The following is a 23,902-nucleotide window of genomic DNA, read 5'->3' on the forward strand; positions in this document are numbered from 1 at the left end:
ACAGGTCATGGAACGGAGCGATCCTGCCGCATTCTAATTGAGGAATCTTTAATTCGTCTAATGTTCGCATTTTCTGGAACCTCCTTTTTGCGAATGAGTTGCAATAGCATTGACAGCACGAAAAAGGTCGCTAGTTTGGATTGCGAATGAATTGCAAAAAGGAGTTCAACCCGCCATGGGTGCTCGGAAGTTCATTATTGCCTTTGCCGCCCTGCTTCTTTCACCGCTTGCGGCCTGGTCGCAGGAAAAGCCGAAAGTGGTCACCACCTTCACCGTCATCGCGGATATGGCGAAGAACGTCGCCGGCGATGCGGCCGATGTGGAAAGCATCACCAAGCCCGGTGCGGAAATCCATAACTACCAGCCGACTCCGCGCGACCTCCTGCGCGCCCGCGATGYCGACCTCGTGCTGCGCAACGGGCTCAACCTCGAACTCTGGTTCGAAAAATTCCTCGCCAACCTCGGCKACGTGCCAAGCTTCACCGTGAGCGACGGCGTGGAGCCCATGTCGATCGCCGGCGGCGCCTATCAGGGTAAGCCCAACCCGCATGCCTGGATGTCACCGGAAAACGCGGTGATCTACGTGGAGAATATCCGTAAGGGCCTGACGGAGATCGATCCCGCCCATGCGGACGTCTATGCCGCAAACGCCAAGGCCTATACGGACAAGATCCGTGCAGCGATACAGCCGATCCGCGACGAACTCGCCGCCCTTCCCGAAGATCACCGCTGGCTGGTGACGAGCGAAGGCGCCTTCTCCTATCTCGCCCGCGATTTCGGCCTGAAGGAACTTTACCTCTGGCCCGTCAACGCGGACGCCCAGGGCACGCCGCAACAGGTGAAGGCGGTGATCGACGCCATGCGCGAGCACAAGATCAACGTGATCTTCAGCGAAAGTACGGTATCCGCGGAGCCCGCGGAGCAGGTGGCCCGCGAGACCGGCGCGAAATACGGCGGCGTTCTCTATGTCGACTCGCTGAGCGAGGAAGGCGGCCCGGTGCCGACCTATCTCGACCTTCTGCGCGTCACTTCGGAGACCATTGCAAAGGGACTTGCCCAATGATGATGGGAAAGACGAGGCCGGCCAGCGCCGGCCTCAGGATCGACAACATCACGGTCGCCTACCGCACGGGCCTCACGGCGCTGCGGCAGGCGAGTTTCACCGTTCCGCGCGGCACGATCACCGCGCTTGTCGGCGTAAACGGTGCCGGCAAATCCACCCTCTTCAAGGCGATCATGGGCTTCGTGCCGCTTGCCGAGGGTTCGGTGGAAATTCTCGGAATGCCCGCCCGCGAAGCCTTGAAGAAGAATCTCGTCGCCTATGTGCCGCAGGCCGAGGAGGTGGACTGGGACTTTCCGGTTCTCGTTGAGGACGTGGTCATGATGGGCCGCTACGGCCACATGAACTTCCTGCGCATTCCGTCCCGCCGCGACCATGAAATGGTCACCCAGGCTTTGCGCCGCGTGAACATGGAGGAATACCGCAAGCGCCAGATCGGCGAGCTTTCCGGCGGCCAGCGGAAGCGCGTCTTTCTCGCCCGCGCGCTGGCCCAGGAAGGCCAGATCATCCTGCTCGACGAGCCTTTCACCGGCGTCGACGTGACGACCGAGGAGCAAATCATCAGCCTTCTCAAATCGTTGCGCGACGAGGGCCGGGTGATGCTGGTCTCCACCCATAATCTCGGCAGCGTGCCTGATTTCTGCGACCGCACGGTCTTCGTAAAGGGCACCGTGCTCGCCTATGGCAAGACGGAGGATACGTTCAACGAAGCCAATCTGGAAAAGGCCTTCGGCGGCGTGCTGCGCCACTTCATTCTCGGCGGTTCCGACCTGCATGAGGATGCCGACGAGCGGCGCGTGAAGGTCATCACCGATGACGAGCGCCCCTTCGTGACCTATGGCAGCAACGGCAACAAGCCGAAGGAGAAGGCGGATGCTCCAGACGCTTCTTGAACCCTTCACCTATGGCTACATGACCAACGCCATATGGGTGAGCGCCCTGGTGGGCGGCGTATGCGGCTTCCTCTCCGCCTATCTGATGCTGAAGGGCTGGTCGCTGATCGGTGATGCGCTCTCCCACTCCATCGTGCCGGGCGTCGCCGGCGCCTATATGCTGGGTCTCCCTTTTTCGCTCGGCGCCTTCATCTCCGGCGGGCTCGCGGCCGGCGCCATGCTCTTCCTCAGCCAGCGGACAAGGCTCAAGGAAGACGCCATCATCGGCCTCATCTTCACCTCCTTCTTCGGCCTCGGCCTCTTTATGGTGTCGCTCTCGCCCACATCGGTGAATATCCAGACCATCGTTCTCGGCAATATCCTCGCCATCACGCCGGCCGATACGCTGCAGCTCGTCATCATCGGCGGTGTCAGCCTCGCCATCCTCGCGCTGAAATGGAAGGACCTGATGGTGGCTTTCTTCGACGAGAACCATGCCCGCACCATCGGCCTCAACCCGGATTTCCTGAAGGTGCTGTTCTTCACCCTGCTTGCCGCCTCCACCGTCGCGGCGCTGCAGACGGTCGGCGCCTTTCTCGTGATCGCCATGGTCGTGACGCCGGGCGCCACGGCCTATCTCATCACCGACCGTTTCGAGCGGCTGATCCTGCTGGGGCTGGTGATCGGTGCCGCGACGAGCTTCGTCGGCGCCTATCTCAGCTATTTCCTGAATGGCGCGACGGGCGGCATCATCGTCGTGCTGCAGACCGCACTCTTCCTGATCGCCTTCCTGTTTGCGCCGAAGCACGGCATGCTGGCCGCCCGCCGGCGGCTGCGCAGGACGCTCAAGGAGACGGCATCATGAGCGGCTTTCTCGATTTCATCGATCTCGCGACCTTCCCCTTCCAGATCGACTTCATGCAGCGCGCCTTCATCGTGACGCTGATGATCGCCATACCCATGGCGATGCTCTCCTGCTTCCTGGTGCTGAAAGGCTGGTCGCTGATGGGCGATGCGGTCTCGCACGCCGTGCTGCCGGGCGTGGTGATCGCCTATATGCTGTCGGTCCCGTTTGCGATCGGCGCCTTCGTCGCCGGCATGATCTGCGCGCTGACCACGGGTTTCCTCAAGGAAAACAGCCGCATCAAGGAGGATACGGTGCTCGGCATCGTCTTTTCCGGCATGTTCGGGCTGGGTCTGGTGCTGTTCGTGAAGGTGCAGTCGGATGTTCATCTCGACCATATTCTCTTCGGCGACATGCTCGGCATCCTGCCGTCCGATCTCGTGGAGACGGGGCTGATCGCGCTCGCCGCAACGCTTTTCCTCGTTATCCTGCGCAAGGACCTGCTGGTGCATTCCTTCGACGAACAGCATGCGAGGGCGATCGGCCTGCCCGTCCGGCTTCTGCACTACGGGTTGCTGGCGGTGCTCTCGCTCGCCGTGGTCGGCGCGCTGAAAGCGGTCGGCATCATCCTCTCGGTCGCCATGCTGGTCGCACCCGGCGCCATCGCCTTCCTCCTGACGCGCCGCTTTACCGCCATGCTGCTGACGGCGGTGGCGATCGCCGCCGGCTCGTCCGTTCTCGGCATCTATGTGAGCTTCTTCCTCGACAGCGCGCCTGCCCCGACCATCGTTCTTTTGATGACCGGGCTCTTCATCTTCGCTTTCGTGAAGACCACCATGACGGCCCGAACGGCAAGTTCGGGCTGACCCCCTTGCGCAACTCCAAGCGCGGGTATATACCCGCGTCATGCCAAGCGAAACCTGCCACTGCATCGTGCTGCGCCAAGCCTCCCGGAAAGTCTCGTCCTATTACGACGAGGCCCTCGCGCCGCTCGGCGTGAACATCGGCCAGTTCAGCCTGCTCAGAAACATCAACCGGCTGGCGCCGGTCTCGCTTACCGAGCTTGCCGGCAAGGTGGATCTCGACCGCTCCACGGTCGGCCGCAATACGAAAGTGCTGGAGCGCATGGGACTGGTCGCGATCGGTCACGGGGAAGACCAGCGGGAGGCCATGCTGACCTTGACGGAAAAGGGTCGCCACCTGCTCGAACAAGGCGCCCCCCTCTGGGACGGTGTCCAGGAAAATATCGAGGTTCGGCTCGGACCGGACAAGACGAAGCAACTGCTGGAGCTGCTCAAGGAACTCTGATTTCTTTTTAATCAAACGCGGGCACATACCCGCAACACCGCTGCAGCCGCGGCGCCGATCAGGAAAGGGACGACAAGATGATCTCCACCAGCGCCGCCCGATGGATGGCCGGCAGAAACCTGCACTATGGTTGGGTGGTCGCCGCCACCACCTTCCTGACCATGCTGGCGACCGCAGGCGCAATGGGCTCGGCGGGCGTGATGATCCAGCCGCTGCATCAGGAATTCGGCTGGGATATCGCCGATATTTCCTCAGCCATGGCAGTCCGTCTCGTGCTCTTCGGCCTGCTCGGACCGTTCGCCGCCGCCTTCATGAACCATTTCGGCATCCGTCAGGTGGTTGCGACGGCGCTCGGCATGATCATGTTCGGCATTGTCGCGTCCTTCTTCATGACCGAGGTCTGGCAATTGCTGTTGCTCTGGGGCGTCGTCATCGGCGTCGGCACCGGCATGACGGCGCTGGTTCTGGGTGCAACCGTCGCCGCCCGCTGGTTTTCGAAGCGCCGCGGCCTCGTCGTCGGCCTGATGACCGCGAGCAACGCCACCGGCCAGCTCGTCTTCCTCCCCATTCTCGCGGCACTCACCGAGGCCTATGGCTGGCGCACTGCGCTGACGCTTGCGGTTGCCATCATCGCCACCGCCATGATCCTCGTGCTTCTGCTGATGCGCGACCACCCGGCGGATGTCGGCCTGCCCGCCTATGGCGAAACGGCTGTTTCGAAGCCGCCGAAGCAGGACCACAAGCTGCTGACGACGCTCGCCTCCCCGCTCGTCACCCTCTACAGCGTCTCCGGCAACCCCGTCTTCTGGGTTCTGTTCGGCACGTTCTTCGTCTGCGGACTGTCGACCAATGGCTTGATCCAGACCCACTGGATCTCGATCTGCGGCGATTTCGGCATGGCCGCGGTAACGGCCGCCGGCACGCTTGCCGTCATCGGCATCTTCGATTTCTTCGGCACCATCCTCGCCGGATGGCTCTCCGACCGGTTCGACAACCGCTTCCTGCTCTTCTGGTTCTATGGCCTGCGCGGCCTGTCGCTGATCTATCTCTCCTTCTCGGGCTTCAGCTTCGTGGAACTGTCGATCTTCGCGATCTTCTACGGGCTCGACTGGGTGGCGACCGTTCCGCCGACGGTGAAGCTCGCGGCGGAAAACTTCGGTCGTGAAAAGGCGGGTCTCTTCTTCGGCTGGGTGTTTGCGGGCCATCAGCTTGGCGCAGCCACCGCAGCCTTCGGCGCCGGCTTCTTCAAGAGCGACTTCAACACCTACATGCCCGCGCTGCAGATCGCCGGCGTCGCCTGCATGATCGCTGCGATTTCGGTCCTGCTGCTCAGAAAGCCCGGTTCCGCGACGGCTGTTCCGCAGGCGGCTTAATCGCCCCCATCCTAACCTCCTCCCCGCCTGCGGGGAGAAGGTGGCGGCAGCCGGATGAGGGGCAATTGTCAGTCTCAAAGAAAAGGCCCGGATCGCTCCGGGCCTTTTGCATTTCAGCATCTCGACCGATCAAGCGGCCGCCAGCGTCAGTTCCTTCTTGACCATGGTGCGCAGCGCGACGAGATCCTTGGCGAAGAGGCGGATGCCCTCGGAAAGCTTCTCGGTCGCCATCTGGTCTTCGTTGAGCATCCAGCGGAACTGCTCCTCGTCCAGCGACTGCAGCGGCTCGGCCTTGAAGGTTTCAGGCGAAAGCTTACGGGCGAGCGTGCCGTCGGCCTTGTCGAGTTCCTCCAGAAGCGCCGGGCTGATCGTCAGGCGGTCGCAGCCGGCGAGAGCTTCGATCTCGCCGACATTGCGGAAGGAGGCACCCATGACAATCGTGGAGATGCCGTTCGCCTTGTAGTAATTGTAGATCTGGCGAACGGAAAGCACGCCCGGATCGGTCTCGGCGGTGTAGTCCTGGCCGGTCGACTTCTTGTACCAGTCGAGGATACGGCCGACGAAGGGCGAGATGAGGAAAACCTTTGCTTCCGCGCAGGCGATTGCCTGCGCCATGGAGAAGAGAAGCGTCAGGTTGCAGTCGATGCCTTCCCGCTGCAGCACTTCGGCCGCGCGGATGCCTTCCCAGGTGGAGGCAAGCTTGATGAGGATGCGCTCGCGCTCGATGCCGCGCTCCTTGTAGGCGGCGATGATCGAACGTGCCTTGGCGATCGATGCTTCGGTGTCGAAGGAGAGGTCGGCATCGACTTCCGTCGATACGCGACCGGGCACGATTTCCGCAAGCGCCGCACCCACATCGATGGCGAGCCGGTCGGCGACCGCGGCGACTACTGCGTCGTCCTGGCCGCCCTGTTTGCGGCCCCAGGCGATCGCATCCTTCACCTTGTCGGCAAAGGCCGGCGTGCCAAGCGCTTTAAGCACGATCGTGGGGTTCGTGGTGCAATCCACCGGTTTCAGGCGTGCGACCGCTTCGATGTCGCCGGTATCGGCGACGACCGTGGTCATGGAACGAAGTTGCTCTAGTTTCGACGTCATCCGAATAGTCCTCGATATGGAGATAAAACGCCTGTCGCGCGATTTTGCTCCCCCGGCGCCCTGCACAAACTATCGTCTGCGAGCCACAGGGAAGTCAAGACATTTGTACATCGGAATTGACATATGTTTCACCTGTGGTGATATCATGGCCTTTATCGGGAAAGATAGAGGCTTTCGCCCACGCGGGAAGATATCGGAGGTGTTTTGGCAAGGCTCAGACGGGAAACCCACACCGCCTATTCCGACGCCGCCTCGCTGAGGCTGCGGGCGGCCTGGCTCTATTACAACCAGGGCCTGACACAGAAGGACGTGGCCGAAAGGCTCGGCATCAGCCGCTCGACGGTGATCCGCATGCTAGACGAGGCGCTGAAGCGCTCCGAGGTACAGATCTGGATCAGCGAGAGCATCGAAGGCTGCGTTGAGCTTTCGACCCGGCTGGAACAGGCCTATGGCCTGGACGAGGCGATCGTCGTGCCCGCGCCGCGCGACGACAGCCCGGCCGCGATGGCGAGCGCGGTAGGACTGGCGCTCGGGCAGTTCCTGTCGGAAGTCGTGCAGGACGGCATGACGCTCGGGGTGGGCTGGGGCCGCACCATGACGGCCTCGCTTGCAAGCTTCCGTCCGCCTCGGCGGCAGGATTGCAAGGTGGTTTCCCTGCTCGGCGGYATCGTCGCCGTGCACCAGACCAACCCGATCGATTACACCTGGCGGCTCGCAAGCCAGCTCGATGCGGAATGCTACATGTTCCTCGCACCCCTTTTGGTGGATTCGGTTGCCACAAAAAGGGCGCTGATCGAGGAATGCGGGCTGAAGACACTCTACAACCTCGCCGAAAACCTCGACCTTGCAGTGGTGAGCTGCGGCGACATCGGCCCGCATTCCACGTCCCTTTCGGAAGGCTTCATTTCGAAACAGGAACTTCAGGATCTCATCGCCGCCGGCTGCGTCTGCGACACCATGTTCAATTTCCTGGACGCCGAGGGCCGGTCGATAGCGCATCCGATCAACGAGCGGGTGATGTCCATCGACCTCGATACCTTGAAGAAGGYCCGGCACATCGTGCTCTCATCCGGTGGCGCCCACCGGGCGGTCGCCATCCGCGCCACCATTCGTCGCATAGGCTGCAACACGCTGATTACCGACGAGGGAGCGGCCAGGGAGCTGCTGAGGCTGGGGGAAGCAAGTTAAGCCCCCTCACCCCGCCTCCGCTTCGYTCGGCGCCCATCTCCTCAAGGGGAGAGGAAGAGCAGAGACGGCAGCGGCACCTTACCTTCTCCCCTCGGGAAGAAGGTGGTCCGAAGGACCGGATGAGGGGGCCTGCCCTATAGGTAGCCCTAGCTCTAACCCAGGGTGAGGGGCAATTCAGCTCGGCTCCTCAAGCATTCCCTGCTTCCCAGCCGAGGATCGCCCGCTTGCGGGTCAATCCCCAATGGTAGCCGGTGAGCGCGCCGCTTTTGCCGAGCGCCCGGTGACAGGGCACCACGAAGGAGAGCGGGTTGCGGCCGATGGCGGCCCCGACCGCCCGGCTGGCGCTCGGCTGGCCGATATCGCGCGCGACGTCGGAATAGGTGACCGCCTTTCCGAACGGGATCTTCAGCAGGCTCTGCCAGACGCGGATCTGGAAGTCCGAGCCGATCAGCACGACGTTCAGCGGCTGTTCGGCCGACCATTTCGAACGGTCGAAGATGCGGCGGATATAAGACGCGGTACCTTCGCGGTCCTCCACGAAGTTCGCATTCGGCCAGCGGCGGGCCATGTCCTCGAAACAGGGCTTCTCGCCGCCCTGATCGGCAAAGGCGAGACCGGCAAGGCCGCGATCGGTCGCCATGACCAGCGCTATCCCGAATGGTGACGGATGAAAGCCATAGCGTATGGTGAGCCCCTCGCCGCGCGCCTTCCATTCGCCGGGCGACATCGCCTCATGGGTCACGAAGAGATCGTGCAGCCGGCCGGGGCCGGAAAGGCCGAGCTCGTAGGAGGTCTCCAGCAACGGCAGTCCCTCCTTGCCGAGCAGCCGCTTGGCGTGGTCGAGTGTGACCGCCTGCAGGAAGGCCTTGGGTGACAAGCCCGCCCAGCGGGTGAAGACTTTCTGGAGCTGGGTCGGCGACTGGTCGAGTTCGGCGGCGATCGCCTCCAGCGACGGCTGATCGCGATAATCGAGCGTGATCATCTCGATCACCCGGCGCACGGTCTCGTAATCGGAGCCATCCGGCGTTACGTCGATGGCGGGTGCGTCGATCTGGGCAAGGGCATTCATGGTCTTTCTCCTTTGCCCCTAAAATGATCGTTACGGACGGTCGAAACCACCCGTTTCTTGCCGATTTCCCTCATTTTGCACGCTTCTACAGCTTCCGCTTCACTGTCGCGAGCGCCCCGCCGAAGGCTTTGGCGAAGCTCTCGCGGTCATCCGGGTTGAGGAAGGAGCCGATATCCGTTCCACGTCCTTCGCCCGTCACATGCATGGAGGTGATGCCGAATTCTTCATGCCGATTGACGCGGAAACGCGCCCAGAAAGGATTGAAGCGGTGTTCCACCATGCGCCCACGCGGCGAGAACTTGCGGATCGAAAGATTGGTGCGCGAAACGCTGACCTCTTCTCGCGCCTTGCCCGACCAGTAACTCAGCTTGAAAGCCCCGTAGAGCAGCAGGAAATCCAGCCCGAAGAAGAAGCCGATCGGCCAGGCGCCGGTCGCCATAAAGAAAACGCCGTAGAGGAAGCAGATGCCGCCGGAAAGAACGAGCAGCACGTGAAATCCCTTGCGGCCGAGCGAGCGGTACGGCGTGAGCTCGGCGGCGAAAACAGGCCTGTCTTCCGAAACGTCCACGTTGCTTTCCCTCATGCAGAACGCCTATACGAGTGATATGGCAACTCCGAAATCCAAATCCAGCATCAGCCCGTCACAAAAGTCAAACGGCGCCGCGGCGCGCAAGCCGAAGCGGTATAAATCCGCCTATTCGAAAGCCGAGCTGGAGGAGATCTTCCGTCGCTTTTCCGTGCAGCGGCCGGAACCGAAGGGCGAGCTCGAGCATGTGAACCCCTTCACGTTGGTGGTGGCGGTGGCGCTTTCGGCGCAGGCGACCGATGCCGGCGTCAACAAGGCGACACGCGGCCTCTTCAAGGTGGCCGACACGCCGGAAAAGATGCTGGCGCTCGGCGAAGAAGGCGTCACGCAATACATCAAGACGATCGGCCTCTACCGCAACAAGGCGAAGAACGTGATCGCGCTCTCGCGCATGCTGATCGACGAGTTCGGCTCGGAAGTGCCCAAGACCCGCGAGGAGCTGATGCGGCTGCCGGGCGTCGGCCGCAAGACGGCGAATGTGGTCATGTCCATGGCCTTCGGCATTCCGACGCTCGCCGTCGACACACATGTGTTCCGTATTGCCAACCGGCTGCTGATGGCGCCTGGAAGGACGCCGGACGAGGTGGAGGAACATTTCCTCAAGGTGATACCCCACCAGTATCTTTATCACGCGCATCACTGGCTGATCCTGCACGGCCGCTACACCTGCAAGGCGCGCAAACCGGAATGCGAGCGCTGCGTCATCGCCGATCTCTGTCGATCGCCGGAAAAGACCTGCGACGTGCCGGCGCCGCTGGTCGAGCTGCCGCCGCAGCTAATCGGTGCCGAGGCCGTCGAGTAGCGCCGCGATCGCCGCCTCGTAGTCTTCCCGGCTTCCTCCTGCATCGATGGCGATCGCCGCGCGGTCGAAGGCAGCCGAGATAAGCGCCGTGAGCGGATCGAGAAGCGGTTCGAGCTTCGACCCGTTGAGCAGTTCGGCGAGACCCGCTCTCAAACTTTCCTCGGCCGGTTCATTCACAAGCAGCGCCGGCGCTTCCAGAAGCAGGAGCTTCGTGCGGCCGGGCACCGCCATGGCGTCGAAATAGGCCGAAGCCCCACTCAGCAACGCCTCGCGTGGGGAGGAACTACCGGCGGACCTTTCCTCGATCGCCTTRCCAACCTCCACGGCCTCACGCTCCACCACGGCGGCAAACAGCGCCTTCTTGTCTTGGAAATGGTGATAGAGAGCGCCGCGCGTGACACTTGCCGCCGCGACGATATCGGGTGTGGCGGTCTCGGCATAACCCTTGTCGACGAAGAGCGCCCTCGCAGCGTCCAGAAGAGCGGTGCGGGTGGCATCGGTGCGTTCGCGATTGCTGCGCGGCATTTCTTCCTCGGCTATTTACATACAAACAGAATGTATCTATACAGAAAACATACAGACTGAATGTATCTCTAAATCAGAAGGAGTGAAAGCCATGAAATGCGCGAGCTACTATCCCGTCATCATGACGGACGACGTCACCGGCACTGCCGCCTTCTACAAAGCGCATTTCGGCTTCGAGGCGCTGTTTTCCGCCGATTGGTACGTGCATCTGCAATCGAAGGAGAGCGAGCATGTGACGCTGGCGATCCTCGACGGCAGCCACGAGACGATCCCGGAAGGCGCTCGCGRCAAGGTCTCCGGTCTGCTCCTCAATTTCGAGGTGGAGAATGTCGATGCGATCTACGAGCGACTGAAGGGTGCCGGATTGCCGATCCGGCTAGATATCCGCGACGAGGATTTCGGCCAGCGGCACTTCATCACCGCCGATCCGAACGGCGTGCTGATCGATATCGTCAAGCCGATCCCGCCGAGCGCCGAATTTGCCGCCATGTACGAGGCTTCCGCCCTGCCGACCTAACCCTTGAAAGCCGGATTGCGGCGGGAGATTGCCTTGTGGAGATGCACCATGAGGCCCGCCGCGAAGAGCGGCGTCAGAAGGTTGACGATCGGGATCGCCAGGAAGCAGGCGATCAGCAGGCCCGCCATGAAGACGGTGGAGGAATGTTTCGAGCGGAAGGCGCGGGCCTCCGCCGGCGGGCGGAAGCGCATCGCCGCGAACTCGAAGAATTCCCGGCCGAGCAGATAGCCGTTCACCAGGAAGAAGGCGACGAGATTGACGCCGGGAATGAAGAGAAGCACGAGCGCGATGATATTGCCGACGATGACGACACCAAGGAACTTGATGGAACCGGCGATTGCCTGGCCGAGCGGCAGCGCTCTCCCGGGCGGATCGTTCGGATAGTCGCGCTTTTCCACCACTTCCGCCACGTCGTCGAGGAAAAGGCCGGCGATCAGCGCGGTGATCGGCGCGATCAGCAGCGCCAGCGCAAGCGCAAGCCCGATGYTGGCGAGGATCGCCGCAAAGAAGGTGAACCAGCCCGTCCATTCCGGCGTCGCCGGAAAGAAGCCCACGAGCCATGGCCAGGCATAGAAGGCGAAAAGCTCGCGCAGGCTGAACCACACACCGATGAGAACGAGGATGGTGAGCCCCAGCGTCTTCCAGAAGACGGCGCGCGTTTCCGGCGCGAAGAGGTTGATAATGGCAAGTCTCGCGGCGTCGAGGATCATCGGCGTCTCCGTGTTGGCCGCAGAGATGTAGGTGGGAGGAGCCGGAGGAGCAAGGTGATCTAGGAATTACCCGCTCCGGGCCCAAAGCACCCTCGTCAGCCCGTCGACGCGGCGGTGAAAACCGCCAATTGAGCGTCGAAAGCGCGCTTGTATGCAGACCGTGCTTCGCCGCGGGCGACATAGGCTGAGATGTTGGGATATTCCTCCAGCATGTCCGAGCTCTGCAACCGGCGGAGCACCGTCACCATCAGCAGGTCACCGGCGCTGAACGCACCGTCGAGCCAGTCGGCATCTCCAAGGTGATGGGAAAGGCCGTCCAGCCGTTTCCGTATGTCTTTCTCAAGCACACGCAGGCGCTGCTCATACCAGGGTTCGTCGCGCTCGAGGATATTGGCAAGGGCGCGCTCGAAGACCGGCGGTTCCACCGTGTTGAGCGCGGCAAACATCCACATGATCGCCCGCGCACGGGCATTCGCATCGTTCGGTAAGAGCCCTCCATGGCGTTCGGCGATATGCAACACGATCGCCCCCGACTCGAAGAGCGCGAGATCGCCTTCCTCATAGGTCGGAATCTGCCCGAAAGGGTGAAGCGCGAGATGCGCCGGTTCCTTCATGGTTTTGAACGAAACGAGGCGAACGTCATAGGGCTGCCCTGCTTCTTCGAGCGCCCAGCGAACGCGCATGTCGCGCGCCAGACCGTTGCCACGATCGGGGGAGCGTTCAAAGGCGGTAATCGTGATGGTCATCGCTGTTCTCCATGGCTTGCCTGCCTTGAAGACGAACGGCTAAACGAGATTCCGACATCCGATGCTCGCGATGATCTTCGCGAACACCTATCCCAGCCCTTTCAGCTCCTCCCGATGCCTCAGCATCGCCAGAAACCGCCGGTAGTCGCGCTCGTATTGCTGCGTCCGCGCAGGGTCGCGCCGCTGCTCCTTGCCGCCGCCATCCATGGCGCGGCCGGCGGCAAAGAGATTTTCATGGACCGCGCCTGCGACCGCCGCGGTCATGGCGGTGCCGAGCAGCACCGCGTCGCGGGTCTCGGGTACGATCACATTGCGGCCGGTGGCATCGGCATAGAGTTCCACGAGGAGCGGGTTGTTCACATGCCCGCCGGTGACATGCAGCGTCTCGAACCGGTAGCCGTAGCCTTCGAGCGTTTCGAGGATGTGGCGAATGCCGAGCGCGATCCCCACGCACGAGCGCCAGTAGAGCCGGCAGAGCCCGTCGAAGGAGGTGTCGAGCGTCAGCCCGCTGACGACGCCGGTGGCATGCGGATCGGCAAGCGGCGAGCGGTTGCCGTGGAAATCCGGCAGCACATGCAGGTCGGGCGCGATCTCGCCGCCCCTTTCGGCGCGCAGTTCCGCGATCCGGGCGATGATGCGCCCATGCAGATCGATGGAGGGCTCGCCGCCGGCGGCGTGCATCCGGACGACATGATCGAGCAGCGCGCCGGTCGCCGATTGCCCGCCTTCCACCAGCCAGTGCTCGGGCAGGACCGCGCCATGATAGGGTCCCCAGAGGCTGCGGCCGGGCTTCGGTTCATGCGTGAAGGCGACGATGCAGCTCGACGTGCCGCCGATCAGCGCCACGTGGTTTTCGAGGCCTCGCCCATCCGCCACCCCGCCGAGCACGCCAAAAGCGCCCGCATAGGCGTCGATCAGGCCCGGCGCCACATGCACGCCGGTATGGAGCCCGAGCTCCGCCGCCGCCTTTTCGCTGAGCGTGCCGATGCTTTTCCCTGCTCTTATGGTTTCTTCCGGCAGGCCGGCCTTTTCCTTGAGGTCTTCAAGGCCTGCAAGGCGCAGGAAATCGGCGTTCCAGCCCGGATTTTCATGAGCGAGATAGTTCCATTTGGCGGTCAGCGTGCAGCGGGAGCGCGCCCCCGAGCCGGTCGCCTTCCAGGTGAGGAAATCCGCGAGATCGAAGAAGCACCCTGCCCTCGCCCATGTCTCGGGCAGGTGCCTCTTCACCCACATGAGCTTCGGCATCTCCATCTCGGGCGAGAGCGAGCCGCCGGAGAATTCGAGCACCGGATGGCCGGTGGCGGAAAGCTCGTCCGCCTCCTCAATCGCCCGGTGATCGAGCCAGACGATCGTATCGCAGCGATCCTCGCCCGTCGTGGAGACGGTGAGCTGACGGCCATCGCGATCCCGCGCGACGAGGGAGCATGTCGCATCGAAGCCGATGGCGGCGATGTGGGAGGCCGGAATGCCGGCCTCCCACACGGCTTCGCGGACGGCACGGCAAGTGGCCGCCCAGATATCCTCCGAATCGTGTTCGGCATGGTTTTCCTTCGGCCGGAACATCAGGATCGGTCGTTTCGCCTTGGCGAGCAGGCGGCCATCGCGATCGAAGACGCCGGCGCGGGCGCTGCCCGTGCCGATATCGACCGCAACGAGATGATCACGCATCCGGATTTGTTTCCTGTCCCATTGTTCGCTGCAATTAGCGCGGCCCTTTCGAGCCCGCGTCGCGGCGATCCTCCAAATGTTTTTGGACAAGGTGGATCAAATCCGGCATCGCGTCAAACACCACCTCGGGCGCCAGCGCCTCTATGCGCTCGCGATAACCGGGAACGCCGGCATGCGAACCACCGGTAAAAGCGAAGGTGGCCATGCCGGCGCGATGCGCCGCCTCGATACCGGCGGGACTATCCTCGATGACGATGCAGTTCGCGGGGTCGGCATTCATCTCGTTCGCGGCATGCAGGAAAAGATCGGGCGCCGGCTTGCCCCGCGCCACCATGGCCGCACTGAAAATATCCGGCTCCAACCGGTCGATGAGGCCGGTGATCGTCAGCGACAGGCGGATGCGCTCGGGCTGACTGGACGAGGCGACGCAGCGCCGCCACGTCATGCGGTCGAGCGTCTCTCCGATGCCGGGGATCGGCCGCAGTTCCTTTCGAAAGCGGGCGTAGAGATCGTGGCGCATGTCATCGAGGAAGCTCTCGTCCGCCTCGATGCCGAACTCGTCCCGCATGATCCTGGTGACGGTCGCAAGGCTGCGCCCCAGGAAACGGCGGTAGACCTCCTCCTCCCCGATCGCCAGGCCCTTGCGGCGCAGCGCGTCCATGAGGACGCGCACGGAGACGGGTTCGCTGTCGACGAGAACCCCGTCGCAATCGAAGATCACCAATGGTCCCGCCGTATCGAGCACTTTTCCCACCGTTACTTGACGAGCTGGTCCGCCAGATAGAGTTCGAGCGTCTTGGCAGTCCCCTCTTTCCAAAGCGTTTGCAGCGCATGGGCGAAACGCTTGCGGAAGAGTTCGGATTTCGAGACCGCCCCAAATATCTCGTCGAACACGAGGAAAGCGTCCGGATCGTCCTTGGCCTTCAGGGCGGCCGCTTGCAGACGGTCGGCGCTCGCATCGTTGAAGACGATCGTCTTGCCGCTGTCGGAAGTGCCTGCGAAATAGCGGCACCAGAGCGCCGAGACGAGCGACAGGCCCACGATATCGAGACCCTTTGCAAGCCGGTCGGCAGTGGACGGCAGAATGAACTTCGGCTGCCGGTTGGAGCCGTCCTGCGCCAGCCGCGGGATCGTGTCGCCGATCTTCGGGTTCAGGAAACGCCGCTCGATCAGCGCGAAATATTCCTCGAGGCTCGTATCCGGCACCGGCGGAATGATCGGGATGATCTCTTCCCTCTCCAGCTTGGCGAGGAAAGCACGGATCAGCGGATGCTCCATAGCCTCGTGGACGAAATGCACATCAAGAAGCGCTGCCGGATAGGCGATCGCCGCATGGCCGCCGTTCAGGATGCGGATCTTCATGTGCTCATAGGGCGCGACATCCGGCACGAACTGCACGCCCACCTCTTCGAGGGCCGGCCGGCCGGCGGGGAACTTGTCCTCCATCACCCACTGCTTGAACTCTTCGCAGAAGACCGGCCAGTTGTCCTCGATCCCGAAATCATTGCGCAGGATATCGATCTCGCGGGTTCCGGTGGCCGGGGTGATACGGTCCACCATGGAGTTGGGGAAAGCGACATTCTGATGTATCCAATGCGCGAAATCCGGATCAGAGAGCTTCGCCAGCCCGACGACCGCGTTTTCCGTCACCTCGCCGTTTCCGGGAATATTGTCGCAGGACATGATGGTGAAGGGCGCAATGCCGCGGCTCTTTCGCAGCTTCAAACCGGAAAGGATCAGCCCGAAGACGGTCTTGGGGTTCTCCGGGTTCCTGCCGTCCTCGGCGATTGCCGGATGGGTCGGGTTGAACTGGCCGGATGCGTCGATGAAATAGCCGCCCTCGGTGATCGTCATCGAGACGATGCGGATCGCTGGATCGGCCAGCTTCTCGATCAGCACCGCCTTCTGATCCGGCGCGATGATGTCGACTATGGGCGCGGTGACGCGTGCGGCGGTCCTGTTGTTGTCCTGCTCCACCACCGAGGTCAGGAAATCCTGCGCCTTCAGCTTGTCGCGCATGGCGGCATCGGAGGGCAGCACGCCGGCGCCGACGATCGCCCAGTCATGATCCTTGCCGAGATTGAAGAGGTCGTCGAGATAGACGGCCTGATGGGCGCGATGAAAATTGCCCACGCCGAAATGGACGATCCCGGCGGAAAGTTTTTCCCTGTCATAAGCCGGCACGGCGGCGGTTGCCGCGGCATCCTTCAGGCTCGCCAGCGAAAGCTTCACAGTCATTTATCAGTACTCCAGTCTCGCGTCAGGAACGAATGGCCATGCCCTTGTCGTCGAAGCGATGTATCCGGCCCTCATTGGGTGTCAGATAGATCCGGTCGCCGTGATGCACGCCGAACTCGCCGTCGCAGCGGGCGGTGATCGACCCGATGCCCTCCACATCCACGTGCAGGAAGGTATCGGCGCCGAGATGCTCGGCGACCGTCACCTTGCCGGCCCATTCGCCRCTGTCCTTCGACAGGCCGATATGCTCCGGCCGCACGCCGGCCGTCTTGGCGCCCTTGGCCTGGGCGAAGGCGCCTTCGACGAAGTTCATGCGCGGCGAGCCGATGAAACCGGCGACGAAGAGGTTGCGCGGGTTGCGGTAGAGCTCCAGCGGCGAGCCGACCTGCTCGATATTGCCGCGATTGAGGACAACGATCTTGTCGGCCATGGTCATGGCCTCCACCTGATCGTGGGTGACGTAGATCATCGTCGTCTTGAGCTGGTGATGCAGCTGGCTGATTTCGAGGCGCATGGTGCCGCGCAGCGCCGCGTCGAGGTTCGACAGYGGCTCGTCGAACAGGAAGGCGGAAGGTTCGCGCACGATGGCACGGCCGATGGCGACGCGCTGGCGCTGCCCGCCCGAAAGCTGCGAGGGACGCCGCTCCAGATAATCCGTGAGGTTGAGCACGCGCGCGGCATCCTCCACCTTCCTGTCGATGGCGGCCTTATCGAGCTTGGCCATCTTCAGCGGGAAGGCGATGTTGTTGCGCACGCTCATATGCGGATAGAGCGCATAGGACTGGAAGACCATGGCGAGCCCGCGCTCGGCCGGCGCATTCTCCGTCACGTCCTTGCCGTCGATCATGATCGAACCGCCGGTAACGTCCTCGAGGCCCGCGATCAGACGCAACAGTGTGGACTTGCCGCAGCCGGACGGGCCGACGAAGACGACGAACTCGCCATCATGAATTTCGAGATCGATCGAGGGGATGACCTTGGCTTCGCCGAAGGTCTTCGACACCTTGTTGAGGGTTATGCTTCCCATGTCGTTCTGTCCTTGCTTGACCGCGCCGCCTACTTGACCGCACCGAAGGTGAGGCCGCGAACGAGTTGTTTCTGGCTGAACCAGCCGAGGATGAGGATCGGCGCGATCGCCATGGTGGAGGCCGCCGAAAGCTTCGCCCAGAACAGTCCCTGAGGACTGGAGAAGGAGGCGATGAAGGCCGTCAGCGGCGCCGCATTGGTGGTTGTCAGCCGGATGGTCCAGAAGGACTCGTTCCAGGCGAGAATGATGTTGAGGAGCAGCGTCGAGGCGATGCCGGGGACTGCCATCGGCGTCAGCACGTAGACGATCTCCTGCCAGAGCCCGGCCCCGTCCATCCGCGCCGCTTCCAGGATCTCGCCGGGGATTTCGCGGAAATAGGTGTAGAGCATCCACACCACGATCGGCAGGTTGATCAGGGTCAGCATGACGGTGAGCCCGATGCGGCTGTCCAGCAGGCCGAAATCGCGGAACATCAGGTAGATCGGGACGAGCACGGCGACGGCCGGCATCATCTTGGTGGAGAGCATCCACATCAGGATGTCCTTGGTGCGCCTCGTCGGCGAAAACGCCATCGCCCAGGCGGCCGGGATTGCGATGATCAGCGCCAGGATCGTCGAGCCCACCGACAGCACGACCGAGTTCATGAACGGCTTCAGGTAGTCGCGCTGCGTCTGCACCGTGACGTAGTTCTCGAAGGTGCCGGAGGGAATGAGGCTGAAGCCGGCGATCGCTTCCGGCTCGGTCTTGATGCTGGTGATGAGTGTGTAGAGGATCGGGAAAAAGATCAGCAATGCGACGATCCAGGCGGCGATCGTGGCGGTGACCTTGTGGCGTGTCGTGACTGCGCGGGCCATGTCCGTTCTCCTATCGATCCAGGTTCCTGCCGACCGCGCGCATCAGGAAGAAGGCGACGATATTGGCAAGCACGACCGCGATGATGCCGCCCGCCGAGGCCCCGCCCACGTCGTAGCCGAGCAACGCGGTGCGGTAGATCAGGAAGGCGAGGTTGGTGGATGCGTAACCCGGTCCGCCATTGGTGGTGACGAGGATTTCCGCATAGACGCCGAGCAGGAAGATCGTCTGGATGAGGATGACGACCGTGATGGCGCGGGCGAGATGCGGCAGCGTCAGATAGATGAAACGGTTGAAGAAGTTGGCGCCGTCCATTTCGGCGGCCTCCTTCTGCTCGCTGTCGAGCGACTGCAGCGCGGTGAGCAGGATAAGGGTCGCGAAAGGCAGCCACTGCCAGGCGACGATGATGACGATCGCCAAAAGCGGATATTGCGCGAACCAGTCGACTGGCTGGAAGCCGAAGAACTTGTTGATATCCGCCAGCACCCCATAGCCTGGATGCATGATCATGTTCTTCCAGATCAGCGCGGCCACCGGCGGCATGACGAAGAACGGCGAGATGACGAGGATGCGCACGATGCCCTGCCCGAAGATCGGCTGGTCGAGCAGCAGCGCGATCGCGATGCCGCCGATGACGGTGATCAGGAGCACGCCGCCGACGATGATGAGAGTGTTCCAGATCGACTGGAAGAAGGCCGGATCGGTGTAGAAGAAGCGATAGTTGAAAAGCCCCGTGAAGCTCACATTGGCGGGGTTCAGGAGATTGTAGTTCTGGAACGAGAACCACAGCGTCATCGCCAGCGGCACGATCATCCAGACCAGAAGAAGCAAAACGGAGGGCGCCATCRTGGCGCGCGCCAGACCCCTCGTATTCTGCGTTGCCATGTCGGCACCCTCCCTGAATTGACCGCRCATCTCATTTGGGCGGGAGACGTGGCGCGGCCGGGCTTTTCTTGTTGTTTCGGCAAAGTTTGAAAAAGGGGGCCGTCCGGCCCGCGACCGGGCGACCCAGGGCTCGGTAGGAGACTACTTGATGTAGCCGGCGCGAGTCATTTCACGCACGGTCGCCGACTGCGCCTGAGCAAGCGCATCATCAACCGTGGACTGGCCTGCCACGACCGCCGAGAAGAGCTGGCCGACATTCGTGCCGATCGCCTGGAATTCCGGGATCGCGACGAATTGACCGCCGGTATAGGGCACCGGCTTCACGGTAGGCTTGGTAATGTCGGCAGCCTGCATGGCGGCGAGGGTCGACTCGGCGAAAGAGGCCGCTTTCTTGTATTCCTCGTTCTCATAAAGCGAGGTACGGGTGCCCGGAGGCACGTTCGCCCAGCCTTCCTTCGAAGCGACGAGCTCGGTATATTCCTTGCTGGTCGCCCAGGCGATGAACTTCTGCGCGGCTTCCGCCTTGGTCGAGCTCGCAGGGATCGCGAGGTTCCACGACCACAGCCAGTTGCCGTGGTTGTTCACCCCCTCCTTGGTGGGGAAGATCGCGTAGCCGACCTTGTCGGCGACCGTCGAATCCTTCGGGTTCGAGACGAAGGAAGCGGCAACCGTCGCATCCATCCACATGCCGCACTTGCCCTGCTGGAAAAGCGTCAGGTTCTCGTTGAAGCCGTTGGAAGAAGCGCCGGACGGCCCGGCATCCTTCATCAGATCGACATAGAACTGCAGCGCTTCCTTCCATTCGGGCTGATCGAACTGCGGCTGCCAGTTCTCGTCGAACCAGCGGCCGCCGTAGGAATTGGCGAGCGCGGTCACGAAGGCCATGTTCTCGCCCCAGCCGGCCTTGCCGCGCAGGCAGATGCCGTTGATATCGGCTGAGCGGTCGGTGATCTTGCGGGCGGCCTCGCCGATGAAATCCCAGGTCGGGTTTTCCGGCATCTTCAGGCCGGCCTTCTCGAAGAGATCCGTACGGTACATGATCATCGCGGATTCGCCGTAGAACGGCGAGGCATAGAGCTTGCCCTCCACGGTGAGGCCGCCGCGGATCGCCGGCAACAGGTCATCCACGTCGTAGGCGTCGCCCAGATTGTTGAGTTCCAGGAGCCAGCCCTGCTTGGCCCAGATCGGAACTTCGTAATTGCCGATCGTCAGAATGTCGTACTGTCCGCCCTTGGTGGCGATGTCGGTCGTGACGCGCTCGCGCAGGACGTTTTCCTCGAGCGTCACCCATTCGACCTGGATATCCGGGTTCTTCGCGGTAAATYCCGACGTCAGACCCTGCATGCGGATCATGTCGCCATTATTGACCGTCGCGATGGTGAGAGTTTCGGCCGAAGCACCGGTGGAAAAAACTCCGGCAAACACCAGCGCCGAGCAGGCGCCCAGCAAAACCGTCTTCAATGTCATATCTTCCTCCCAGAAGATGAGTAACGAGCATTCGCTTTGCTCATGAGCAATTACTCATCAGTGGGCAAACAAAGTCAATCTCCATTCGTCGCTGCAGAGCAACGGCAAACGTAATATCTTGATTTTAAATCAGTAATTTTTGCTCACATGGAGAGCAATTGCTCTGCGGTCGCCTCGTCGGTGATGACACCGTTGATGAGCCTCCCGTCGAGAGCGGCACCAAGCGCGGTCACCTTCTTGCGTCCCTGGGCGATGCCGATGACGGACGAGGTTTCCCGTGAGGGAATCGGCACGCTCGCGACCCGATCGTTTATCGAGCTTTCCACCAGCCTGCCCTCACGATCGAAGATCCAGCCGCAAATCTCGCCGGCCGCCCCCTCCTCCACCAGCTTCATCATCTCGTCGCGGCCCAAAAAACCGTCGACGCAGAGCGGACCGTCCACCCCGAGTTCGCCGATGCCGACGAAGGTCACATCCGCCTTGGCGCCAAGCGCGATGGTGGACCGCACCAGCGCCTGATCGTGCAACGTCTCTCGCTCTTCCGCCGAAGAGCACAGGACCGGCAGCGGCATGGGGAAATGCCGCGCCTTGATGGCATCGGCCATGGAAAAGATGACGTTGTAGAAAGCCGCCGAGCCGTCAAGCCCGATATTGCCGGTAAGCGACACGATGCGGTGCTGCGGGCATTCCATCGGCGGCAACTGGTCGACCGCGGCCTTCAGCGTGCGGCCCGTGCCGATCGCGACGATGATCGGGTCCGGACGTTTCAGCCACCGTTCGATCTCGGCCGCCGCGGCTTCCGCGATGCCGACCGTGGTGGAGACGCCGGCCGGATCGCTTGGCACCACCTCGGCATGCTTGAGATCGTATCTTTGCCGCAGAGCCTCGGCCAGTTCCAGACAGGCCGAAATGGGGTGATCGAGGCGCACCTTGATGAGCCGCTCGGCAACCGCGAGCGACACAAGCCGCTGCGCCGACTGGCGGGAAATGCTCATGGCCGCAGCGATCTCGTCCTGCGTGCGCCCGGCCACATAGTAGAGCCAGCCGGCCCGCGCCGCATCATCGAGCCGCCCTTGCGAATCCGACCGTTTAGCCATGGCAGAAAATCTCCTCCGCCCGTTGCTGCCACGTTTTTCGAGAGTTTGTCAAACGGGTGCGGGCAATCGGACGAAGAAGAACAAGGGACAACGTTTTTACGCCACCTGCACTAGATGCCCCTCGGAAACCTCCCGGTACTGGCGTGYCGGCGGCACGTAGTCGACGGACCGGATCGGGCTCTTGATCTCGTCGGTGGACATGTTGCGCTTGATCTTGCGGCGCGAGGGATCGGGCACCGGGACCGCCGACATCAGCTTCCTGGTGTAGGGATGCTGCGGATTGTCGAACACCGCCGCGCGCGGGCCGATCTCGACGATCTCGCCGAGATACATGACCGCCACACGGTGGCTCACGCGCTCCACCACGGCCATATCGTGGCTGATGAAGAGGAAGGCGAGGTTGAGGCTCTGCTGCAGGTCGAGGAGCAGGTTACAGACCTGCGCCTTGATCGACACGTCGAGCGCCGAGACCGCCTCGTCCGCGACGATCACCTTCGGATCGAGCATCAGGGCGCGGGCGATTGCGATGCGCTGGCGCTGGCCGCCGGAGAACTCGTGCGGAAAGCGCTTCATCATGTCGGCGGCCAGGCCGACCTTTTCGAGAAGATTGGCCGCCTTTTCGCGTGCCTGGGCTTTCGTGCCGAGATTGTGTTCGATGAACGGTTCCATGACCGCCGCGCCGATGCTCATGCGCGGATTGAGGCTGGCGAAAGGGTCCTGGAACACCATCTGGATCGATCGCCGCATGCTGCGCAGGCTCGACTGATCGAGCTTCATGACGTCATAGCCGTCGAGAGTGACGTCGCCGCTTGTCGGAGTGATGAGCCGCGTGACGGAGCGCCCGGTGGTGGATTTTCCGCAACCCGATTCGCCGACCAGCGAAAGCGTCTCGCCCTCGAACAGGTTGAAGGAGACCTTCTCCACCGCATGCACGGCGCCGGTCTTACGGCCGAAGAGGCCGGAATGGATGTCGAAGCGGGTCGTCAGTTCCTTGACGTCGAGGATCGGCGTCCTGCCCTTGCCGACCGTGTCATCGACATCCTTGAGGGGCTGCTGCTCGCCGGTCTTTATGTCGATGATCGGAAACCTCTGCGGCAACACCCTTCCGCTCATGGAACCTAGCTTCGGCACGGCCGAAAGAAGCGCCCGCGTATAGGGATGCTTGCCGCGATGGAAAATGTCGTCCGTCGAACCGGTTTCCACCGCTTCGCCGCGATACATCACGATGGTACGATCGGCGACTTCCGCCACCACGCCCATGTCGTGGGTAATGAAGAGGACGGACATTCCCTCCTCTTCCTGCAGCACCTTGATGAGGTCGAGGATCTGGCCCTGGATCGTTACGTCGAGCGCGGTCGTCGGTTCGTCGGCGATCAGCAGTTTCGGTTTCGAGGCGAGCGCCATGGCGATCATCACGCGCTGGCGCATGCCGCCGGAAAACTGGTGAGGATATTCGTCGAAACGGTYTTTCGCGTTCGGAATCCGGACCTTTTCGAGGAGCCGGATCACCTCCGCCTTGGCTTCGGCCTTGCTGATATCCTTGTGGACGGTCAAGGCCTCCGCGATCTGCTTGCCGATCGGGAAGATCGGGTTGAGGCTGGTCATCGGCTCCTGGAAGATCATGGAGATCTCGTTGCCGCGCACATGCCGCATCTGCTCCTCCGGCAGCGTCAGAAGCTCCCTGCCGCCAAGAAAGACCCTGCCTTCGATCCGGCTCGAATTCTTCGGCAGGAGCCGCATGATCGAGAGCGAGGTCACGCTCTTGCCGGAACCGCTTTCGCCCACGATCGCAACCGTCTCGCGCGGCGCCACATCGAAGGAGATGTTGCGCACCACGGACTTCCATTCGTCGCCGACGCGGAAGGAGGTCGTGAGGTTCTGGACCGAAAGCACCGGGGCGACCGAGCCGCCGGTCTGCTCCATTGCCGTTGCACCAAGCAGCATGGAATTCTCCTTGTTCGGACGGTTGAAAG

Annotated in this window: 24 protein-coding genes; 9 read left to right on the top strand and 15 right to left on the bottom strand. The window is 62.4% G+C overall.

What is annotated here, in order from left to right; translation table 11 throughout:
- Positions 1 to 175 precede the first annotated feature (175 nt).
- From LCM4573_RS03615 to LCM4573_RS03640, 6 genes are all read left to right on the top strand, one after another.
- Positions 176 to 1,063 (top strand): metal ABC transporter substrate-binding protein, encoded by an 888-nt coding sequence (locus LCM4573_RS03615; RefSeq protein ID WP_071004526.1) that lies wholly within the window; start codon positions 176 to 178, stop codon positions 1,061 to 1,063.
- The gene (locus tag LCM4573_RS03620; protein WP_071004528.1) at positions 1,060 to 1,953 is read left to right on the top strand and encodes a manganese/iron ABC transporter ATP-binding protein; all 894 of its coding nucleotides are present in this window, start codon (positions 1,060 to 1,062) and stop codon (positions 1,951 to 1,953) included. The genes LCM4573_RS03615 and LCM4573_RS03620 overlap by 4 nt, the downstream gene beginning before the upstream one ends.
- Positions 1,934 to 2,797, top strand: a complete 864-nt coding sequence (locus LCM4573_RS03625) for a metal ABC transporter permease (protein WP_071004530.1) — start codon at positions 1,934 to 1,936, stop codon at positions 2,795 to 2,797. The genes LCM4573_RS03620 and LCM4573_RS03625 overlap by 20 nt, the downstream gene beginning before the upstream one ends.
- The gene (locus LCM4573_RS03630; RefSeq protein WP_071004532.1) at positions 2,794 to 3,642 is read left to right on the top strand and encodes a metal ABC transporter permease; all 849 of its coding nucleotides are present in this window, start codon (positions 2,794 to 2,796) and stop codon (positions 3,640 to 3,642) included. The genes LCM4573_RS03625 and LCM4573_RS03630 overlap by 4 nt, the downstream gene beginning before the upstream one ends.
- A gap of 40 nt (positions 3,643 to 3,682) precedes the next feature.
- Positions 3,683 to 4,084, top strand: a complete 402-nt coding sequence (locus tag LCM4573_RS03635; protein ID WP_071004534.1) for a MarR family winged helix-turn-helix transcriptional regulator — start codon at positions 3,683 to 3,685, stop codon at positions 4,082 to 4,084.
- Between the two features lie 77 nt (positions 4,085 to 4,161).
- Positions 4,162 to 5,457, top strand: coding sequence for an MFS transporter (locus LCM4573_RS03640; protein WP_071004536.1), 1,296 nt, complete (start codon positions 4,162 to 4,164; stop codon positions 5,455 to 5,457).
- A gap of 129 nt (positions 5,458 to 5,586) precedes the next feature.
- Here the strand turns inward: LCM4573_RS03640 and tal are convergent, their stop codons facing one another.
- On the bottom strand, positions 5,587 to 6,552 hold the full coding sequence (tal, locus tag LCM4573_RS03645) for a transaldolase (RefSeq protein WP_071004539.1): 966 nt from the start codon (positions 6,550 to 6,552) through the stop codon (positions 5,587 to 5,589).
- Positions 6,553 to 6,756: 204 nt separating this feature from the next.
- Here tal and LCM4573_RS03650 point away from each other — a divergent pair, with 204 nt between their 5' ends.
- Positions 6,757 to 7,740 (top strand): sugar-binding transcriptional regulator, encoded by a 984-nt coding sequence (locus LCM4573_RS03650; protein ID WP_071004541.1) that lies wholly within the window; start codon positions 6,757 to 6,759, stop codon positions 7,738 to 7,740.
- Positions 7,741 to 7,927: 187 nt separating this feature from the next.
- Here the strand turns inward: LCM4573_RS03650 and LCM4573_RS03655 are convergent, their stop codons facing one another.
- Both LCM4573_RS03655 and LCM4573_RS03660 read right to left on the bottom strand, forming a co-directional pair.
- Positions 7,928 to 8,809 (bottom strand): bifunctional helix-turn-helix domain-containing protein/methylated-DNA--[protein]-cysteine S-methyltransferase, encoded by an 882-nt coding sequence (locus LCM4573_RS03655; RefSeq protein WP_071004543.1) that lies wholly within the window; start codon positions 8,807 to 8,809, stop codon positions 7,928 to 7,930.
- An 85-nt stretch (positions 8,810 to 8,894) separates the two neighbouring features.
- Positions 8,895 to 9,392, bottom strand: a complete 498-nt coding sequence (locus LCM4573_RS03660) for a DUF2244 domain-containing protein (protein ID WP_071004545.1) — start codon at positions 9,390 to 9,392, stop codon at positions 8,895 to 8,897.
- Positions 9,393 to 9,414: 22 nt separating this feature from the next.
- Here LCM4573_RS03660 and nth point away from each other — a divergent pair, with 22 nt between their 5' ends.
- On the top strand, positions 9,415 to 10,197 hold the full coding sequence (nth, locus tag LCM4573_RS03665; protein ID WP_071005169.1) for an endonuclease III: 783 nt from the start codon (positions 9,415 to 9,417) through the stop codon (positions 10,195 to 10,197).
- Here the strand turns inward: nth and LCM4573_RS03670 are convergent.
- Positions 10,171 to 10,722 carry a TetR/AcrR family transcriptional regulator gene (locus LCM4573_RS03670; RefSeq protein ID WP_071004547.1) on the bottom strand — a complete coding sequence of 184 codons (552 nt, stop codon included), beginning with the start codon at positions 10,720 to 10,722 and terminating at the stop codon, positions 10,171 to 10,173. The two genes, nth and LCM4573_RS03670, sit on opposite strands and share 27 nt — an antisense overlap.
- A 91-nt stretch (positions 10,723 to 10,813) precedes the next feature.
- Here LCM4573_RS03670 and LCM4573_RS03675 point away from each other — a divergent pair, with 91 nt between their 5' ends.
- On the top strand, positions 10,814 to 11,239 hold the full coding sequence (locus LCM4573_RS03675) for a VOC family protein (RefSeq protein ID WP_071004549.1): 426 nt from the start codon (positions 10,814 to 10,816) through the stop codon (positions 11,237 to 11,239).
- Here the strand turns inward: LCM4573_RS03675 and LCM4573_RS03680 are convergent.
- The 11 genes from LCM4573_RS03680 to LCM4573_RS03730 all read right to left on the bottom strand — a co-directional run bounded on the left by LCM4573_RS03680 (position 11,236) and on the right by LCM4573_RS03730 (position 23,873).
- Positions 11,236 to 11,949: a sulfate transporter family protein gene (locus LCM4573_RS03680; protein ID WP_071004551.1), complete on the bottom strand. Its 714-nt coding sequence runs from the start codon at positions 11,947 to 11,949 to the stop codon at positions 11,236 to 11,238. The two genes, LCM4573_RS03675 and LCM4573_RS03680, sit on opposite strands and share 4 nt — an antisense overlap.
- A gap of 95 nt (positions 11,950 to 12,044) precedes the next feature.
- Positions 12,045 to 12,695: a glutathione S-transferase family protein gene (locus tag LCM4573_RS03685; protein WP_071004553.1), complete on the bottom strand. Its 651-nt coding sequence runs from the start codon at positions 12,693 to 12,695 to the stop codon at positions 12,045 to 12,047.
- Between the two features lie 87 nt (positions 12,696 to 12,782).
- Complete coding sequence (locus LCM4573_RS03690) at positions 12,783 to 14,363, bottom strand: FGGY-family carbohydrate kinase (protein ID WP_071004555.1); 1,581 nt, start codon at positions 14,361 to 14,363, stop codon at positions 12,783 to 12,785.
- 34 nt (positions 14,364 to 14,397) lie between these two features.
- Positions 14,398 to 15,108, bottom strand: coding sequence for an HAD family phosphatase (locus tag LCM4573_RS03695; RefSeq protein WP_071004557.1), 711 nt, complete (start codon positions 15,106 to 15,108; stop codon positions 14,398 to 14,400).
- Positions 15,109 to 15,119: 11 nt separating this feature from the next.
- Positions 15,120 to 16,601, bottom strand: a complete 1,482-nt coding sequence (locus LCM4573_RS03700) for a mannitol dehydrogenase family protein (RefSeq protein WP_071004559.1) — start codon at positions 16,599 to 16,601, stop codon at positions 15,120 to 15,122.
- A gap of 22 nt (positions 16,602 to 16,623) precedes the next feature.
- Positions 16,624 to 17,628: an ABC transporter ATP-binding protein gene (locus LCM4573_RS03705; protein WP_071004561.1), complete on the bottom strand. Its 1,005-nt coding sequence runs from the start codon at positions 17,626 to 17,628 to the stop codon at positions 16,624 to 16,626.
- Positions 17,629 to 17,657: 29 nt separating this feature from the next.
- Positions 17,658 to 18,482, bottom strand: coding sequence for a carbohydrate ABC transporter permease (locus LCM4573_RS03710; protein ID WP_071004563.1), 825 nt, complete (start codon positions 18,480 to 18,482; stop codon positions 17,658 to 17,660).
- Positions 18,483 to 18,492: 10 nt separating this feature from the next.
- A complete protein-coding gene (locus LCM4573_RS03715) occupies positions 18,493 to 19,365 on the bottom strand; it encodes a carbohydrate ABC transporter permease (RefSeq protein WP_071004565.1) in 873 nt (290 codons plus the stop codon).
- A gap of 141 nt (positions 19,366 to 19,506) precedes the next feature.
- Complete coding sequence (locus tag LCM4573_RS03720; RefSeq protein WP_071004567.1) at positions 19,507 to 20,832, bottom strand: sugar ABC transporter substrate-binding protein; 1,326 nt, start codon at positions 20,830 to 20,832, stop codon at positions 19,507 to 19,509.
- Positions 20,833 to 20,975: 143 nt separating this feature from the next.
- Entirely contained in the window at positions 20,976 to 21,929 is a 954-nt protein-coding gene (locus tag LCM4573_RS03725) for a sugar-binding transcriptional regulator (RefSeq protein WP_071004568.1), read from the bottom strand.
- 96 nt (positions 21,930 to 22,025) lie between these two features.
- The gene (locus LCM4573_RS03730; RefSeq protein ID WP_071005170.1) at positions 22,026 to 23,873 is read right to left on the bottom strand and encodes an ABC transporter ATP-binding protein; all 1,848 of its coding nucleotides are present in this window, start codon (positions 23,871 to 23,873) and stop codon (positions 22,026 to 22,028) included.
- Between the last annotated feature and the right edge of the window lie 29 nt (positions 23,874 to 23,902).

Source organism: Rhizobium sp. LCM 4573 (assembly GCF_001854865.1).
Classification (GTDB): domain Bacteria; phylum Pseudomonadota; class Alphaproteobacteria; order Rhizobiales; family Rhizobiaceae; genus Neorhizobium.